This is a genomic window from Streptomyces sp. 2A115 (genome assembly GCF_052245575.1).
GTDB lineage: Bacteria > Actinomycetota > Actinomycetes > Streptomycetales > Streptomycetaceae > Streptomyces.
Genome location: NZ_JBQQCG010000094.1, coordinates 1 through 15,140, shown reverse-complemented (window position 1 = coordinate 15,140; position 15,140 = coordinate 1). Strand labels below are relative to the sequence as shown.

Annotated in this window: 11 protein-coding genes and 1 tRNA gene; 7 read left to right on the top strand and 5 right to left on the bottom strand. The window is 69.2% G+C overall.

All coding sequences use genetic code 11. The features are described 5' to 3' along the window. Positions 1–165 precede the first annotated feature (165 nt). Both ACTWQR_RS46890 and ACTWQR_RS46885 read left to right on the top strand, forming a co-directional pair. Complete coding sequence (locus ACTWQR_RS46890; RefSeq protein WP_443233438.1) at positions 166–831, top strand: hypothetical protein; 666 nt, start codon at positions 166–168, stop codon at positions 829–831. Positions 832–837: 6 nt separating this feature from the next. Beyond that, positions 838–1,509: a class F sortase gene (locus ACTWQR_RS46885; protein ID WP_443233437.1), complete on the top strand. Its 672-nt coding sequence runs from the start codon at positions 838–840 to the stop codon at positions 1,507–1,509. A 278-nt stretch (positions 1,510–1,787) separates the two neighbouring features. Here ACTWQR_RS46885 and ACTWQR_RS46880 read toward each other — a convergent pair whose 3' ends face one another. Then, positions 1,788–2,645: a GAF and ANTAR domain-containing protein gene (locus tag ACTWQR_RS46880; protein WP_443233436.1), complete on the bottom strand. Its 858-nt coding sequence runs from the start codon at positions 2,643–2,645 to the stop codon at positions 1,788–1,790. A gap of 165 nt (positions 2,646–2,810) precedes the next feature. Here ACTWQR_RS46880 and ACTWQR_RS46875 point away from each other — a divergent pair, with 165 nt between their 5' ends. Next, on the top strand, positions 2,811–3,827 hold the full coding sequence (locus tag ACTWQR_RS46875; protein WP_443233435.1) for a glycoside hydrolase family 6 protein: 1,017 nt from the start codon (positions 2,811–2,813) through the stop codon (positions 3,825–3,827). Positions 3,828–3,907: 80 nt separating this feature from the next. Here the strand turns inward: ACTWQR_RS46875 and ACTWQR_RS46870 are convergent, their stop codons facing one another. Together ACTWQR_RS46870 and ACTWQR_RS46865 are read right to left on the bottom strand one after the other, a co-directional pair. Then, the gene (locus ACTWQR_RS46870) at positions 3,908–5,845 is read right to left on the bottom strand and encodes a galactose oxidase-like domain-containing protein (RefSeq protein ID WP_443233434.1); all 1,938 of its coding nucleotides are present in this window, start codon (positions 5,843–5,845) and stop codon (positions 3,908–3,910) included. Beyond that, positions 5,842–7,806 (bottom strand): glycosyltransferase family 2 protein, encoded by a 1,965-nt coding sequence (locus ACTWQR_RS46865; protein WP_443233433.1) that lies wholly within the window; start codon positions 7,804–7,806, stop codon positions 5,842–5,844. Before ACTWQR_RS46865 ends, ACTWQR_RS46870 begins: the two co-directional genes overlap by 4 nt. A gap of 644 nt (positions 7,807–8,450) precedes the next feature. On the opposite strand from ACTWQR_RS46865, the gene ACTWQR_RS46860 reads away from it, so the two are divergent. From ACTWQR_RS46860 to ACTWQR_RS46845, 4 genes are all read left to right on the top strand, one after another. Then, on the top strand, positions 8,451–9,857 hold the full coding sequence (locus tag ACTWQR_RS46860; RefSeq protein ID WP_443233432.1) for a peptidoglycan-binding protein: 1,407 nt from the start codon (positions 8,451–8,453) through the stop codon (positions 9,855–9,857). Between the two features lie 70 nt (positions 9,858–9,927). Continuing rightward, entirely contained in the window at positions 9,928–11,085 is a 1,158-nt protein-coding gene (locus tag ACTWQR_RS46855) for an SPFH domain-containing protein (protein WP_443233431.1), read from the top strand. 194 nt (positions 11,086–11,279) lie between these two features. Continuing rightward, positions 11,280–11,882 (top strand): lytic polysaccharide monooxygenase auxiliary activity family 9 protein, encoded by a 603-nt coding sequence (locus ACTWQR_RS46850; protein WP_443233430.1) that lies wholly within the window; start codon positions 11,280–11,282, stop codon positions 11,880–11,882. A 287-nt stretch (positions 11,883–12,169) separates the two neighbouring features. Continuing rightward, on the top strand, positions 12,170–13,858 hold the full coding sequence (locus tag ACTWQR_RS46845; RefSeq protein WP_443233429.1) for an AMP-binding protein: 1,689 nt from the start codon (positions 12,170–12,172) through the stop codon (positions 13,856–13,858). Between the two features lie 91 nt (positions 13,859–13,949). Here the strand turns inward: ACTWQR_RS46845 and ACTWQR_RS46840 are convergent. Together ACTWQR_RS46840 and ACTWQR_RS46835 are read right to left on the bottom strand one after the other, a co-directional pair. Further along, positions 13,950–14,023 (bottom strand) — tRNA-Lys (locus ACTWQR_RS46840). Between the two features lie 140 nt (positions 14,024–14,163). Further along, positions 14,164–14,922, bottom strand: a complete 759-nt coding sequence (locus tag ACTWQR_RS46835) for an IclR family transcriptional regulator (RefSeq protein ID WP_443233428.1) — start codon at positions 14,920–14,922, stop codon at positions 14,164–14,166. Positions 14,923–15,140: the final 218 nt, after the last annotated feature.

Below are 15,140 nucleotides of genomic sequence, written 5' to 3'. Positions count from 1 at the left end.
CCGCCGAGCACTCCTGACCTGCCGAGCACCCGAAACCCGCCGAGCACTCGACACCTGCCGAGCACTCCGAACCCGCCGAGCACTCGTTCGGAGCAGTGATGCCCACTCTCCGGATGCGCCCCCGCCCTCGTAGGGGGAACCTCCTAGATATCTGGAGGTTTCACGATGGGTTCACTGCGACTCACTCTCTGTGCCGGTGCGATGACAGCCGCCTCGTTCGCCCCAGCCGCGTACGCGGCGGACGGAGGCGTCTCCGTGACCCCGGCGTCCCCGGCCCCCGGCAGCGACATCCAGCTGCGGGTCCAGGGCTGCACAGGGAAGTCCGGCACCGCCGCGTCCGAGGCGTTCGTCGCGGACGCGCAGCTCACCGGGAAGTCCGGGGAGCTGGCCGGCGAGACCCGCGTCCGCTCGACGCTCGACCCCGGCACGTACAACATCAAGGTCACCTGCGACGGCGTCGACGGCAAGGTCAAAGGCGCCTTCAGTGTCGTGGACAAGAAGCAGCAGAAGCACGAGAAGCACGAGAAGCAGCAGAAGCACGAGAAGCACGAGAAGCAGCCGAAGCCCATCACGTCGCCGCCGCCCTCGGAGGCCTCAGAGATCCCAGACAGGCCAGACACCCCAGACACCCCAGACAGGCCAGACACCCCCGAGTCACCCGTCGCGCCCGTGCACGCGGGTGGTGGCGGTGCCGCGCCGCTCGCCGCCGTCGAGGCGGAGTCGGAGGGGCCAGGCACCCCGCACGCGGTGGTCGGCCTGGTGCTGGCCGGTGTCGCCGCCGTGGCCGTCGCCGTGCGCAGCGCGCGCCGGGGGCGCGGGAGTACGGACTGAGTGGCCATGTCCGATCGGGAACGGGAACGTACCTCCGGTAGCGGCCGCCTGCTGATGGGCGTGGCCTGGGCGCTGCTGCTGCTCGGGCTGTGGCTGTGGGGCCGCGAGGTGACCGACGTACGCCACGGCATATCCGCGCCGACCACGGGCGACGTGGCGGCGGTCGGGCGGCCGCTCGGCGTCGAACTGCCGCCCGCGGTCGAGCCGTTGGGGGACGCGCGGCCGCAGCGCGTGGACATACCCGCGCTGGACGTGCAGGCGCGGGTGGTGGCCCGCGGCCTCGACGCGCGCGGCGCGATCGAGCCGCCGCCGTACGAGCGGTCGGGGGTCGTGGGCTGGTACGGGGACGGTGTGCGGCCCGGGATGGCCGGGACCGCGCTGCTCGTCGGGCACGTGGACACCCGGACCAGGCCCGCGGTCTTCTACCACCTCAGCGAGATGCGGCCCGGCGAGATGATCCGGGTGCTCCGGGACGACGGCACGGTAGCCGAGTTCACCGTCGAGGACGTCCAGGTCTTCGCCCGGGACCGCTTCGACGCCCAACAGGCGTACGGGGCACGGCAGTCCGGGCGGGCCGAACTGCGCCTGATCACCTGCGGCGGCACCTTCGACCGGGCCAGCCGCAGCTATACGGCGAACGTGGTCGTCTCCGCGTACCTCAGCGGCACCGGCCTGTGAAGACTCGGGGTCCCGCACCTGGCCCGGTCAGCGGCCCGCTCCCCCCGGAGCCGCCGACCGGGCTGGTCCTCGACCGTGCACGCACGGGCTGCGGGAGTAACCCGGCGACTTGCACGGGAGGTTCGGGGGCCAATCCGGATGACGCGGATGGTGTGACGGCCAGGGGCCGGGGCCGTCTGAGAAGACTCTAGAACGGATGGGCGCTCCGGCCTAGAGGGTTGATTGACACCAAGTCCCGGTCTGTTGGCGCTGCGTAATCCGCGCAGCTGGCGGCTGGATTACGAAGGTCCGTCGCGGCCGCGGCCCAGGTCCGCGACGTCCTCCGCGCGGGTGATCACGGCCGTCGCGACGTCGTCGAGGGGGAGTTGACGGCTGCGCGCGTAATGGCGCAGTTCCATGAACGCCTCGTCGACTCCGGTCCCCCAGCGCTCGGCGAGCATGCCCTTGGCCTGCTCGATGCGCACGCGGCTGGAGAGGGCCTGCTGCAGCTGGCCGGCCAGGGTGCGGTACTGGGAGTACGTGCGGTGGTTGGTCAGTCCGACGGCGGCCGCGTCGGCCAGGGTCTGTGCGAGGTGCAGCCCCGACTCGTCCTCGGGTGCGGGGTATTCGGTCTGGGCGAGCGGGTGGGGTGACAGGGACTCCTGGAGCTGTAGGGGCGACGATTGGGGTGCTTGGGGTGCTTGGGGTGCCTGCGGTGGCTGGGGCGCTGCGGGGACGAAGACGTTGAGTGCGCCGAGGGCCGTACCGTCCCGGCGCAGGGGCACCGCGAAGGTGGCCGCGACGTCGTACCGCAGTGCCCGCGCCGTGAAGTCGGGCCAGCGGGAGGCGGCATGGGCCGCGCTGATCGTGACCGGCGGGACCGGCTCCCCGGTGCCGTAGCTGTCCAGGCAGGGCCCGCCGTGGTGCTGGATCTCCAGCAGGTCGAGCGCCAGCTCCTGCCGGCGGCTGCTCACGCCGAACGACACCCTCTCGCCGCCCTCGACCAGCATGATGCCGGCCGCCGAGGCGTTGAGGAGGGCCACGCAGTGGTCGGAGAGCCTCTGCAGGTACGTTCCTGTGTCGAAGGCCTCGGACAGTGTGTCGGCGGCCTCCACAAGGGCCATCCCCAGCTGGATCTCCCGACTGCCGTGGTGCATGTCGAGCCCCTCCCCAAGATCGGCTCCGCCCCGTTCGTCGGTGGGGCGCCTACCCGGCGGCGAGGGGGTGTAACAGCTGGCCGACAAGGGGCGACTTGCCTCGTGGGTGCGCCGACACGTATGTCAGGATTGGTGCTTCGGACGGTGCACCCGAGGGGGAGTTTGATGTACGGGAGCAGGGGGCCCGGGGCCAAGGCGTCCGTGGCGGTGGCCGGAGCTGTGCTACTGCTCGCGGGGTGTTTCTCTTCGGGGGACGACGGCGAAAAGGAAAAGCCGAGCGCCAAGGTCAGCCAACAGCCCAAGGAAAACGACCCTTACTGGGTCAATCCAGACGGAAACGCGGCCGAGCAACTGGCCACATACGTGGAGGACGAAAAGAGCGACAACGCCGAACTCATCCGTAAGATCGCCGAGCAGCCCACCGGCGAGTGGATCACTCCGGAGAACGCGGAGGCGGAGGCGCGTGGTTTCACCGAGGCGGCCGCGAAGGCCGACCGGGACGCGCTGCTCGTCGTCTACAACATTCCGCACCGAGACTGCGGCAACTTCTCCGGCGGTGGCGCCGCGGACGGGAACGCGTACCGGGGCTTCATCGACCAGGTCGCCGCGGGCATCGGGGACCGCCCGGCCACGGTGATCCTGGAGCCGGACGCCGTCCTGCACATCGTGGACGGCTGCACGCCCCAGGAGTTCCACGAGGAGCGCTACGACCTCATCAAGGGGGCCGTCGAGAAGCTCAAGTCCCTGAAGAACACCAAGGTTTACGTGGACGCGGGCAACGCGGGCTGGGGCAAGTCCGACGACATCTCCGAGCCGCTGAAACTGGCGGGCGTCGAGCAGGCCGACGGCTTCTCGGTCAACGTGTCCAACTTCTACACGACCGAGGACAGCATGAAGTACGGCAAGGAGCTGTCCGCGAAGGTCGGCAACAAGCCGTTCGTGATCGACACCAGCCGCAACGGCAACGGACCGTATACGGAAGGCGACCCGAAGGAGAACTGGTGCAACCCGCCGGGCCGCGCGCTCGGCGAGGAGCCCACGACGGACACGGGCGACGACCTCGTCGACGCCTACCTGTGGGTCAAGCGGCCGGGCGAGTCCGACGGTACGTGCAAGGGCGGCCCGAAGGCGGGGCAGTGGTGGCCGGAGTACGCGCTCGAGTTGGCGAAGGCCAGCAAGTAGCCCGTACGGGAACGTGACTGGGGGCGCCCTCCTTGGCGGAGGGCGCCCCCAGTCACGTAATGCTCAGGAATTCAGGGCAATCAAGGCACCTTCACCCACTGGGCCTCGCTCGGCGTCCCCTGGTCGTCCGTGACGAACAGCATGTACCAGCCGGATCCGACCAGGTTGCGGCTCTTCGGGACAGTGACCGTGACGCCGTCCTTCGTCTTCTCGAGGTCCAGGGCGATGGACTTCTGGTCGACGTCGGTGACGTGCGTGGAGGCGCTCGGCCGGATCAGGCGGGCCGACTTGATGGACGAGGCGTGCTTCGACTGGAACGTCGCCGACTCGCCGCGCTCGATGGTCTTCGGACCGCCGGAGAGCGTCGGCCGCGAACCCTGGAACAGGTACGGCGGCTTGTAGATCTCGACGCGCTGCTCGAACTTGCCGGGCTTGGTGTTGGCCTTGTCGGCGTAGAGCGAGTCCGAGCCGAAGACCATCACGCTGCCGTCGGGCAGCAGGAGCGAGCCCGAGTGGTAGTTGCGGCCCACGAGCGGGTCGGCGACCTTCTTGAAGGAGTTGGACTCCTTCTCGTACAGGCGGGCCTCAAGGATGTTGGAGTCGCCGCGGCCGCGGTAGTCCTCGGAGCCGCCGGACACCAGCACGCTGTCGTCGGGCAGGATCGAGAACTGCGGATAGCGGGTGCCCTTCTCCAGCTCGGGCCCGTCCACGAACTTCGGGTCGTCCTCCAGCAGGTCGACGATGCGCGTCTTCTTGCTGGACAGCTCGGACTCGCCGACCCCGCCGCCGCCGATCACCATGTACTTCTCGTCCTGCGCGGGCGGCAGCAGCACCGTGCCCGCCGTCTCCAGGAGCTTCGGGTCGGACATGCCCTGGAGCTTGGTGAACTTGTTCGTCTCCACGTCCCAGATGCCCGGGTCACGGCCGACGTCGTCGGGGCCGTAGCCGGCGTTCGCGCCCGAGTAGAACAGCTTGCCGTTCTGCATCAGGGAGATCGCCGGATACGTCGGGAACTGCCGGATGCCCTTGGTGTACGTCCAGTCCTTGGTCTTCGGGTCGTACACCTCGTTCTTGCCCGGCACCAGCTGGCCGATCTCGTCCAGGCCGGAGAGGCTGAGGACCTTGCCGTCGGACAGCGTGGTGAGCGTCGGATACCAGCGCGCCTCGTTCATCGGGTCGACCTTGATGTACTTCTCGGCGACCGGATCGAACTCGTAGGCGTCGCGGATGCCCTGGAAGTCCTTCTTGTCGAGGGCGAGCTTCTGGGCGATGCCGTAGGTGTTGCGGGCGTCGGTGCCCGACAGGCCCTGCACGCGGTAGTTGTCCTGCGTGCCCGTCTCGTACTTCTTGCCGCTCTTCTGCGCCTCGACGTAGATGCGGCCGAGACCGGGCTCGTTGCCCTCGAACTTGCCGGTGTCAGGGTCGAACTTCTTCTGTGCGCGCTCGACGACGACCGGGTCCTTCGAGACGAACGTCTTGCCGTTCTCCTTGCCCGTGAACTTGGTGCCCGCGGGCAGGGTGATCGGCTTGTCCGGGTTCTCGTTGTGGACGATCATCAGGCCGCCGGCCTTGGTGACGTCGCCCTTGAGCTTCTCGTAACGCTTGGTGCCGCCCGCGATGAGCAGATTGCCGTTGGACAGCTGTGTGTGCCCCGTGCAGAACAGGTCGGCAGGGGTGGGGATCTTCTTGATCGTTCCCTTGACCGGGTCCCAGATCCGGGTGTCGAACTTCTTCGCGTCGAAGTTGTCCTGGTTGTTGCCCGAACCCGCGACCATGAGGATCTTGCCGGTCCGCAGGAGTGCGGCGTGGATGGTGTTCTGCCGGTACTCCTCGGGGAACTCGACGATGTCCCACTTGCCGTTGTCGGCCTTGTACTCGGGTCTGTTGATCTTGTAGTCGTGGTACTGGTCCGACCCGAAACGGTAGAGCGCGGGGCCGTTCATCCCGGCCAGCGCAAGCACCACCGCCGCACCTATCGCGATGCGGCGGGCGCGGCGGCGGCTGGAACCGTCTTTCATTTCTTATGTCCCCCAAGGGCAATCTGCACGGTCTGGTCGTTACCCCCGCCCGCCGCCCAGCTCGGCTTCTGCTGAGTGTGCGGGGCGGCCGGGGCCTGGGTCTGCTGGGGAATCCGGCTGTCCTGCGGCGGCGCCGGGGGATCCTGGGGCGCGTCGCCGTGCCGGTGCTTCCTGTTCTTCTTGTCCTGCCGCATCATCCAGCGCCAGGCGAAGATCGGCGACGCGGTGATCAGCAGGGCGAAGGTCGCCCAGATGATCATCGCCGGGTGGGCGTGCCCATAGGTGAAGCCGGCGGCCATCGAGCCGGCGAAGATCACGATGAAGTACCAGTGGTACCGGAAGGTCCCGAACCAGGTGTCCGGGCTCGCCGAATCGCCCTTGGGGGTCACCACGAACTTGCTCTTGCGACGCAGCACGGAGTCGATCAGCGCCTTGGCGTAGAGCGGCGCCGACAGCGCGGACATGATCATACCGGCCACACCGCCGGAGCCTTCCGGCTCGTGCGGCGAGACGTTGTGGCGGCGGTTCCAGACGTAGAGGCCGATCTGCAGCGCGGAGGCGTTGCCGTAGAGCATCAGCCAGATCGCCGGGTCGATGTTCACACCCGAGGCACCCAGGCCCAGGAACAGCGCACAGCTCAGCGCCGCGAGGAGCCAGTTGAGGGCCGACATCGGGTAGAAGATGATCATCATCGTGTAGTTGAAGAACTTACTCGGCGGCAGCGAGTAGAGGCCCTTCCAGTACTGCTTGAGGATCGTCTCGTACGTACCCCGTGACCAGCGCATCTGCTGGGTGAAGAAGTCCGTCCAGGCGTTGGGGCCCTCGCCGACCGCGAGCACGTCGGGCGTGTAGACCGAGCGCCACTTCTTGCCCGTCGCCGGGTTCTTGTGGCGGTGGATCTCGAAGCCGGTCGCCATGTCCTCGGTGATCGAGTCGTACAGACCGCCGATCTGCTTCAGCGCCTTGATGCGTACGGCGTTGGAGGTGCCCACGAACATCGGGGAGCCGTAGGCGTTGCCGGCCCGCTGGATGAGCGCGTGGAACAGGAACTGCTGCGACTCGGCGGACTTGGTGATCGGGTTGTCGTAGTTGCCGTAGACCTGCGGGCCGATGACGAAGCCGATGTTCGGGTCACGGAAGAAGCCGAGCATCCGCTCCAGGTAGTTGGGCAGCGGCACGTGGTCGGTGTCGACCGAGGCGAAGAAGTCGTAGTTGTCGCCGTGCGCGTCCAGCCAGGCGTTGTAGTTGCCGTGCTTGGTCTTGGCGCGGTGCGGGCCCTTGCGCTGGTTCCACTTGGCGACGCCCTTGCGGGAGAAGTGGTGCACGCCCAGGCGCTCGCAGACCGCCTTCACCTCGGGGTCGTCGCCCTCGTCCAGGAGCCAGACATGCATGAGGCCGCGGTGACGGATCTTGACCGCGGCTTCCAGGGTCTTCGTCACCATCTCCAACGGTTCCTTGCCGGGCACGAAGGACGTCAGGAACGCCACTCTCGTGCCGGTCTCGGGAACCACCGGGATCGGGTCGCGGGCGACCAGCGTGGCATGCGCGTTGGACAGCACGTTCATGCAGCGGAAGAGCTCGATCAGACCGATCGAGACCAGCATCACGACGTCGAGCGCGGGGAGGAAGTCGTAGGCGGGATAGTCCCGTTCGGTCCAGTGGCTGGGCTGCAGCAGCCAGGCCAGCAGGACGATCGAGAGCAACGGTGCGGCGCCCAGCATGAGGGCAGCGCGCAGCCGGTGCGGCTCCTGCGAGAGCAGCGAGCGGTACTGAACCTTGTACGGCTTGGTCGGATCGGGTTGGGTGAGAGGACCCGCGAGCCGGCTGTAGTGCTCGTAGTCGTATCTCGGCAAGGTCTTCTTGATTCTCCGGAAGCTACCGGTCCGCTGTGATCCCACCCTGAGCTGAGTGGTTTCAGACGGATCGAAGTTCTGCCGGGCGCCCGTCGGCGTCGACGTCATGAGTCATCCCCCCACACGCGAATGTCGCCGCGTGCTCGTTGTTCCGTTCGCCCGCTCATGTCCCCCTAGACATTCACAGGCGTATCAACAGCAACCCCCGTCACCACATCATCTACATACCCTATAGACATGGCACACGGGGCTTCCGGTTGCATGATGCCCCCCTCGACATCAGTTCACGAACGGGGCCCCCATTTTCCCCGCCTCTGGACGCAAACCGGTTCTAAACCCCCAACTGCCCTGCAAGAGCAGCCTCTTGTCGCCCAGGGTTCTACGTCGTTCATCATGATCGCAAGATGCGAAACGCGGTGTTTACCGGTCGTACGCGTTCTATGGGGTTCCTGGTGTCTGAACCTCGATGGAGAGTGGCGTGAATCACGCCATGTACGTAAGGCCGCTCGGTGACGACCCGAGGACGGCCGGTGACCGGGTCGGTGGCTGGGGCCGCTGCGTCGCCTGCGGGGGTCGGGCCCGCGCCCAGCCCCCACTCACCCGCACCCGAATGAACACGAGCCCTCCGCCGAACCGCCGGAGGCACCGCGTACATCATTCGGACCGTCAACATGCGACACCCCACCACAGTTGAGAAACTGACGAACGTGTACAAGCGCGGAATTTTCCACCTGGCGTGTGAGGGGAATCGCATGGCGGCTCCGGTATTCGAGGAATTCGATCCCGCGAGCGACTGCGACTGCCCAGGATGTATTCACTGGCGGCGGGTTCTGCCGCATTCACCGGCGAGCGGATTCGGCGGGCATCCGGCCGCGGCACGGGCCCTGGCCGTGGCCGCCGCGGCGGGTACGGCGCTCGGCGCGGGCCCCGCGTCGATGGCCGTCGCCGCCGCGCACGCCCCGCAACGGCCCGGCGTTCCCGCGGCTGACGAACCCGACACTCCGCAGGGCGGCAAGGCCCCGCTGCACGGCCCGGCGGGCGTCCCGGTGGACGTCCCGGCCAAGGTCAAGGCGCCCCCGACGACCCGGGCCGAGATCATCAACCGGGCCAAGGAGTGGGTCGCCGCGCAGGTGCCGTACAGCATGAGCGCGTACTGGTCCGACGGGTACCGCCAGGACTGCTCGGGGTTTGTCTCGATGGCCTGGAACCTCGGCGGCAACGAATGGACGGGCAGCCTCGACAAGTACGGCGTCCGGATTCCCCGAGACCAGCTCCAGCCCGGCGACATTCTGCTGTTCCATAATCCGGCGGACCCCGAGAAGGGCTCGCACGTCGTGCTTTTCGGCGGCTGGACGGATTACACGCACAGCCATTACGTGGCATACGAGGAGGCCCGCCCGCACGCCCGCAAGCAGGCCACTCCGTACGCCTACTGGAGGCATTCGGACCGCTATCTGGCGTACCGGTACAAGGGGCTGAAGGCGGGAGCGGGCGGGGCGGGCCCGGCATCCCCGGCCGCTCCGAGCACGCCGGTCATGTCTCCGGGCGCGACCGCCTACCCGGGCGCGTCCGTCTTCGGGCCCGGCGCGAACAACGCGTACGTCACCCGGTTGGGGCGGATGCTCGTCGCGCGGGGGGCGCGGCCGTACTACAGCTCGGGGCCGGGACCGCGCTGGTCGGGCGCCGACCGGCGGGCGACCCGGGCGTTCCAGCGGGCGCAGGGCTGGAGAGGGGCGGACGCGGACGGGATTCCGGGCCCGGAGACCTGGTCGTATCTCGTGCGCGGAAAGGGCAAGGACATCAGGGCCGGGCGCGGCGGCAGCGCCGGGGACTCCGGCGGTTCCGGCGGCTCTGACGGTTCGGGCGATTCCGGCGGTACGGGGCGGATTTCGGCCGGAGACGGCGTCTCCTCGCACGGTGTCCCCGGCTATCCGGGGCGGGCGCTGTTCCGGCCCGGGGCCAGCAACACGTACGTCACGCGGCTCGGGAACCAACTGGTGAAGAAGGGGTTCGGCACGCACTACACGCAGGGGCCGGGGCCACGCTGGGGCGAGAGCGACCGGCGCAACGTCGAGGCGTTCCAGCGCGCGCAGGGATGGCGCGGCGGGGCGGCGGACGGCTGTCCGGGGCCGGAGACCTGGCGTCGGCTCTTCTCCTGAAGGGGCGCTTCGCAGGCCCTTCTTCTGCAGTTCCCGCAGTTCTTCCTGGCGCGGAGGCACGGAGGCACGCATGAGTACGACGACTTCTCACTCCCCGGAGTTCGAGGGAACCCCGGACACGGCTGGCCGCGGGGCGCGGCTCATCCACAACGAGGCGACCACCGAGATCCCGGTTCACCTGCTGTTCCGGGACGAGCCCGAACCGGTGTCCGTGCCGCTCGCGCCCGCCGTGGTGAGCCGTCGGCGGGGCACCGGCGAGCAGCCGCGGATCGCCCGGCGCACGCCCGCTCCGGTCAAGCCGCGGCCGGTGCCGGAGATCGACCCCGATCTGGTGGAGCGCCCCGCACGCGTGCTGCCGGGCGCGGCCGGGGTGCTGGCCGGAACCGCCGGGGCGGCCGGATGCGTACTCGCGTCGTGGTGGGCGGGCACCCTGCCGCCGTTCGCCGCGGCGGCGTTGGGGCTGCCGGCGTACGCGGGTACCGGGCTCGGCGGTGCCCAGTGGGCGGCGCTCGCGGGGTGCGGGGCACTCGGCCTCTTCGGATTCGGCGGGCTGGCCCGCGGGCGCACCGGGCGTGCCTGGGTGCTCGGTCTCTTCGGCCGCTACCGGGGTACGGTCCGGTGCACTGGGCTCATGTGGGTGAACCCGCTGCTGCTGCGCCGCCGGATCGACGTACGGCTGCGGCACTGGCGCAGCGAGCCGATGCCCGCCGCCGACGCGAACGGGGTCGCCCTGCGGGTCGTCGTGCTCGTCGTCTGGCGGGTGAAGGACACCGCCCGCGCCGCGCTCGGCGTCGAGGACCACCAGCGGTATCTGCGCGAGTGCGTGGAGGCGGCGCTCGCCCGGGTGCTCGCGCAGCTGCCGGTCGACGTGTCGCCGGGCTCGCCCAGAGCCGCGGACGCCGCCACGTTGCGCAACACCGAGGCCGTCGGCGACTCGCTGACCCGCATCGTTGCCGCTGACGCGGCGGCGGTCGGCCTCCAGGTGTTCTCCGCGCAGCCGGTCCGCGTCGAGTACGCGCCCGAGGTCGCGGCCGTGATGCAGCGCCGCCGCTTCGCGGCGCTGGACGCCCAGCACCGCGACAAGGTCCTCACCTCGGTCGTCGACTCCGTCGAGGACACGGTGACCAGGCTGACCGTGCGCGGGCTGGTCGAACTCGACGACTACGAACGCAAGGCGCTGGTGAAGGACTTGACGGTGGCGTTCTACACGGGACACGGAGACCGCTGACAGCCGCACACGCACGCACGCTGACTCACTCACCGCTCGGCCCGCTGCCGCCGAATCCTGTTCCGGGATTGGTCTGAACATTGGTATGGACACGTCTTTGATATGGACACAGCCAAGGCTCAGTAATAATCTGAGGCTTGGTCTAGACCTGCACAGCTCACGGAACTTCCCCCACGTTCTCCAGGAGCGGCAGCATGCGGAAAAAGACGAAGTGGTACGCGGCCGTCGTCGGCCTAGCCACGACGGGAGCACTCGTACTCTCCAGCGGTGGGGCCAGCGGTCACGGCTACACCGACCTCCCCATCAGCCGGCAGAAACTCTGTCAGAACGGCACCGTGGCCAACTGCGGTGACATCCAGTGGGAGCCCCAGAGCGTCGAGGGCCCCAAGGGCTTCCCGGCGGCCGGACCCGCGGACGGCCAGATCTGCTCGGCGAACCACGGCAACTTCGGTGCGCTCGACAAGGCGACGACACCTTCCGGCGGGGCCTGGCCGACGACCAGGGTCACCGGCGGGCAGAGCTACACGTTCCGCTGGCAGTTCACCGCTCGGCACTCCACGAGCGACTTCAAGTACTACATCACCAAGAACGGCTGGAACCAGAACGCTCCGCTCACCCGGTCGGCGCTGGTCACCGCCCCGTTCCTGACCGTCCCCTACAGCGGCCAGCCCCCGGCGACGCTCTCGCACAGCGGCACCCTGCCGACCGGCAAGAGCGGACACCACGTCATCCTCGCGGTGTGGACGATCGCCGACACGGGGAACGCGTTCTACGCATGCTCGGACGTCACGTTCTGAACGGGATCTCTGAGGGTTTCTTAGCGAGATCTCTGGGTTTCTCAAGGCTCTTCCCCACCCCCCACGGGTAGGTTCCACGCACGCCGACATGACCATGACGGCGTGCGTGGAGCTGTACCGAACGTCGGGGGACGCGATGGACTTCATCTTCGCGACTGCCTGCGAACGTATACGACCAGGATGGGCCGGGGGCGGCGGTCGAGGGCGACATCGTCGTCGTACCCTCTCCGCCCCTCTCGGTCTGAACCCCTCCCTATCTGACGGTACGTCAACTATGGTGCGCCGCCATGGGAGCCAGGAGCGTGGGGTCGGGGTCGGGGTCCAACAGGCGTACCGTCGCGGAACTCGTACAGGAGCGGTGGGGCGACCACCGGCCGGGACTGTGGTTCGAGGAGCGGTCCCTGACCCACCACCAGGTGGCGGCGGGCGCGGCGGCGCGGGCTGCGCTGCTGGCCGACCTGCTGCCGCCCGGCGCCGAGCCGCACATCGGGGTGCTGCTCGACAACACTCCCGAATATCCCCTGTGGTTGAGCGCGGCCGCCCTGTCGGGCGCCGCCGTCGCCGGCATCAACCCCACCCGCCGGGGCCCCGAACTCGCCCGCGACATCCTGCACACCGAGTGCCGCGTCCTGGTCACCGAGCAGGCGCACCTCGGATTGCTCGATGGGCTCGAACTCCCGGGCGTACGGCTGCTGGTCACCGACACCGAGGCGTACGAGGAACTGCTCGCGCCGTACGCGGACGCGCGGCCCGAGCCGGTGAAGGCCGCCGCTCCGGAGAGCCGTCTCCTCCTGTACTTCACCTCCGGCTCGACCGGCGCTCCCAAGGCCGCGATCTGCTCGCAGGGGCGGCTCGCGGCGGCCGGGCGTTCGCTGGTCGACCACTTCGGGGTGCGCGCGGACGACGTGCACTACGTCTGTATGCCGATGTTCCACGGCAACGCCGTCATCGCGGACTGGGCACCCGCCCTCGCGGCCGGTGCGGGCGTCGCGCTTCGGCGGCGGTTCTCGGCCTCGGGGTTCCTGGCGGACGTACGGGCGTACGGGGCCACGTACTTCACGTATGTCGGACGCGCCGTGCAGTACGTCCTGGCGACCCCGGAGCAAGCCGACGACCGGGACAATCCGCTGCGGCTGGGCTTCGGGACGGAGGCGGGGGCGGTGGACGCGGCCGCCTTCGAGGAGCGGTTCGGGGTGCGGCTGGTGGAGGGGTACGGGTCCTCGGAGGGCGGGGCGGCGATCCAGCGGACACCCGGGACGCCCGCCGGGGCGATCGGGCGGGCGGCACCGGGGGACGACCTCGCTGTGGTCGACCCGGTGAGCCGGGAGGAGTGCCCCGCGGCGGACTTCGGGGACGACGGCCGACTGCTCAACGGGCGTGAGGCCATCGGCGAGTTGGTGAACCGAGGGCCCAACCCCTTTGAGGGCTACTGGCGCAACGAGGCCGCGGAGGCGGCCCGGCAGCGGGAGGGCTGGTACTGGACGGGAGACCTCTTCTACCGGGACGCCGAAGGGTTCCTGTACTTCGCGGGGCGGACGGACGACCGGCTTCGCGTCGACAGCGAGAACCTGGCTGCGGCGGTGATCGAGAACATCCTCGCCCGGTACGCGGACGCTGCCGCTGTGGCCGTGTACGCGGTGCCGGATCCGGTGGCCGGGGACCAGGTGATGGCGACGCTGGCGTTGCGGGAGGGGGCGGACTTCGACCCCCTCCGGTTCGCCGAATTCCTGCTGGGCCAGGCCGACTTGGGGACGAAAATGGCGCCTCGGTTCGTGCGGGTCGTGGAGCGGATGCCGGTCACGGCCACCAACAAGATCCATCGGGTGGGGTTGCGGCGGGAGGGGTTCCGGTGCGCGGATCCCGTGTGGTGGCGGCCACCGGGGGAGGCCGCGTACCGGCGGCTGGAGGCGGGGGATGTGGAAGGGCTGGTGGCGGAGTACCGGGCGCGGGGGCGGGAGGAGCTGCTGGTGAGGTGAGGCAGCAGTGAGCGCTCGCGCCCCAGAGGCCCATGAGGCCCATGAGGCCCATGAGAAAAGCCCCCCACATTCGTGGAGGGCTTTCGCATTGTGCGCCGCCAGGGACTCGAACCCCGGACCCGCTGATTAAGAGTCAGCTGCTCTAACCAACTGAGCTAGCGGCGCATGACTCTCGCCTCCCGCTTTCGCGGTTGGCGACAAAGAAAATACTACCTGGTCCGCCGGGGTGCTCCGGACCAGGCGGATGTGGGCCGGGCCACTCGGATCGGGACCGTTCGGATGGCCGGGGGAGAGATCGTGGCCGCTCAGATGGCCAGCGAGAGCAGTACCGGCGCCGCGCCCCGGTTCAGCGTGTCCGCCGCCTCGCGCAGCCGGTGGGCGTGCCGCACCGGGAGGGAGAGGGCGAGGCAGCCCACGGAGGAGCCGGCCGTGATGGGGACCGCCGCGCACACCGTGCCGACCGCGTACTCCTGGAGGTCGAGCACGGGCACGGTCGAGGCCTGGGCGTCGAGCCGGGACAGGAGCTGCCGCTCGTTCGTGATCGTGCGTGAGGTGAGGCGGGCCATCTTGTGGCGGGAGAGGTGGTCGCGGCGGGCGTTGATGTCGAGCTGACCGAGAAGGCTCTTGCCGATCGCGCTGGCGTGCGCCGCGGAGCGGAAGTCCACCCACTCGTTGACCGCCGGGGTGTTCGGGCTGTCGGCGCACTGGCTGACGTGGATCTCGCCGTCGACGTACCGACTGATGTAGACGGCGGCGCCGACCGAGTCGCGCAGCCGGTCGAGGTTGCGCTGGAGCTGGGCGTGCAGGGCCTGGTCCCTGCCGCACGTGGAACTCAGTCGGGTGAGCGCGTCGCCGGTGACGTACGCGCCGTCGGCGACCTGCTCGACGTACCCCTCGCGGCGCAGCATCCGCAGGAGCGTGGTCAGGCGCTCCGGGCCGAGGCCGGTGAGGCGGGCGAGTTCGACGTCGGTGACGCCGGTGGTGTGCCGCGCCACGGTTTCCAGGACGCGCAGGGCGTCCTGAGCCGAGTGGTACGGCGCGGTCGGCTCGTGCTTCAGCGCCACGGTTTCCCCCTGCGCTTTCCGGCCAAGCTGTCAATTTGACGCAGCCCCGAATGGGGGCTCTGTCCACGATAGCCGCCAAGAGGCTTTCAGGGGGCAGGTGTTGACGAGATTGGTGGCGCGTTCCCCGTCTCCCAACAGTGACGCATCTCTCTGGCATATGCCAAAGTCATGGTCTGACGGTGAGGGGCGGCCGCGCCGGCGGCCCCTCACCGTCAGAT

Coding starts and splice junctions, on each gene's coding strand:
- ACTWQR_RS46890 (WP_443233438.1), top strand. CDS start 166: ATGGGTTCACTGCGACTCACTCTCTGTGCCGGTGCGATGACAGCCGCC.
- ACTWQR_RS46885 (WP_443233437.1), top strand. CDS start 838: ATGTCCGATCGGGAACGGGAACGTACCTCCGGTAGCGGCCGCCTGCTG.
- ACTWQR_RS46880 (WP_443233436.1), bottom strand. CDS start 2,645: ATGCACCACGGCAGTCGGGAGATCCAGCTGGGGATGGCCCTTGTGGAG.
- ACTWQR_RS46875 (WP_443233435.1), top strand. CDS start 2,811: ATGTACGGGAGCAGGGGGCCCGGGGCCAAGGCGTCCGTGGCGGTGGCC.
- ACTWQR_RS46870 (WP_443233434.1), bottom strand. CDS start 5,845: ATGAAAGACGGTTCCAGCCGCCGCCGCGCCCGCCGCATCGCGATAGGT.
- ACTWQR_RS46865 (WP_443233433.1), bottom strand. CDS start 7,806: ATGACGTCGACGCCGACGGGCGCCCGGCAGAACTTCGATCCGTCTGAA.
- ACTWQR_RS46860 (WP_443233432.1), top strand. CDS start 8,451: ATGGCGGCTCCGGTATTCGAGGAATTCGATCCCGCGAGCGACTGCGAC.
- ACTWQR_RS46855 (WP_443233431.1), top strand. CDS start 9,928: ATGAGTACGACGACTTCTCACTCCCCGGAGTTCGAGGGAACCCCGGAC.
- ACTWQR_RS46850 (WP_443233430.1), top strand. CDS start 11,280: ATGCGGAAAAAGACGAAGTGGTACGCGGCCGTCGTCGGCCTAGCCACG.
- ACTWQR_RS46845 (WP_443233429.1), top strand. CDS start 12,170: ATGGGAGCCAGGAGCGTGGGGTCGGGGTCGGGGTCCAACAGGCGTACC.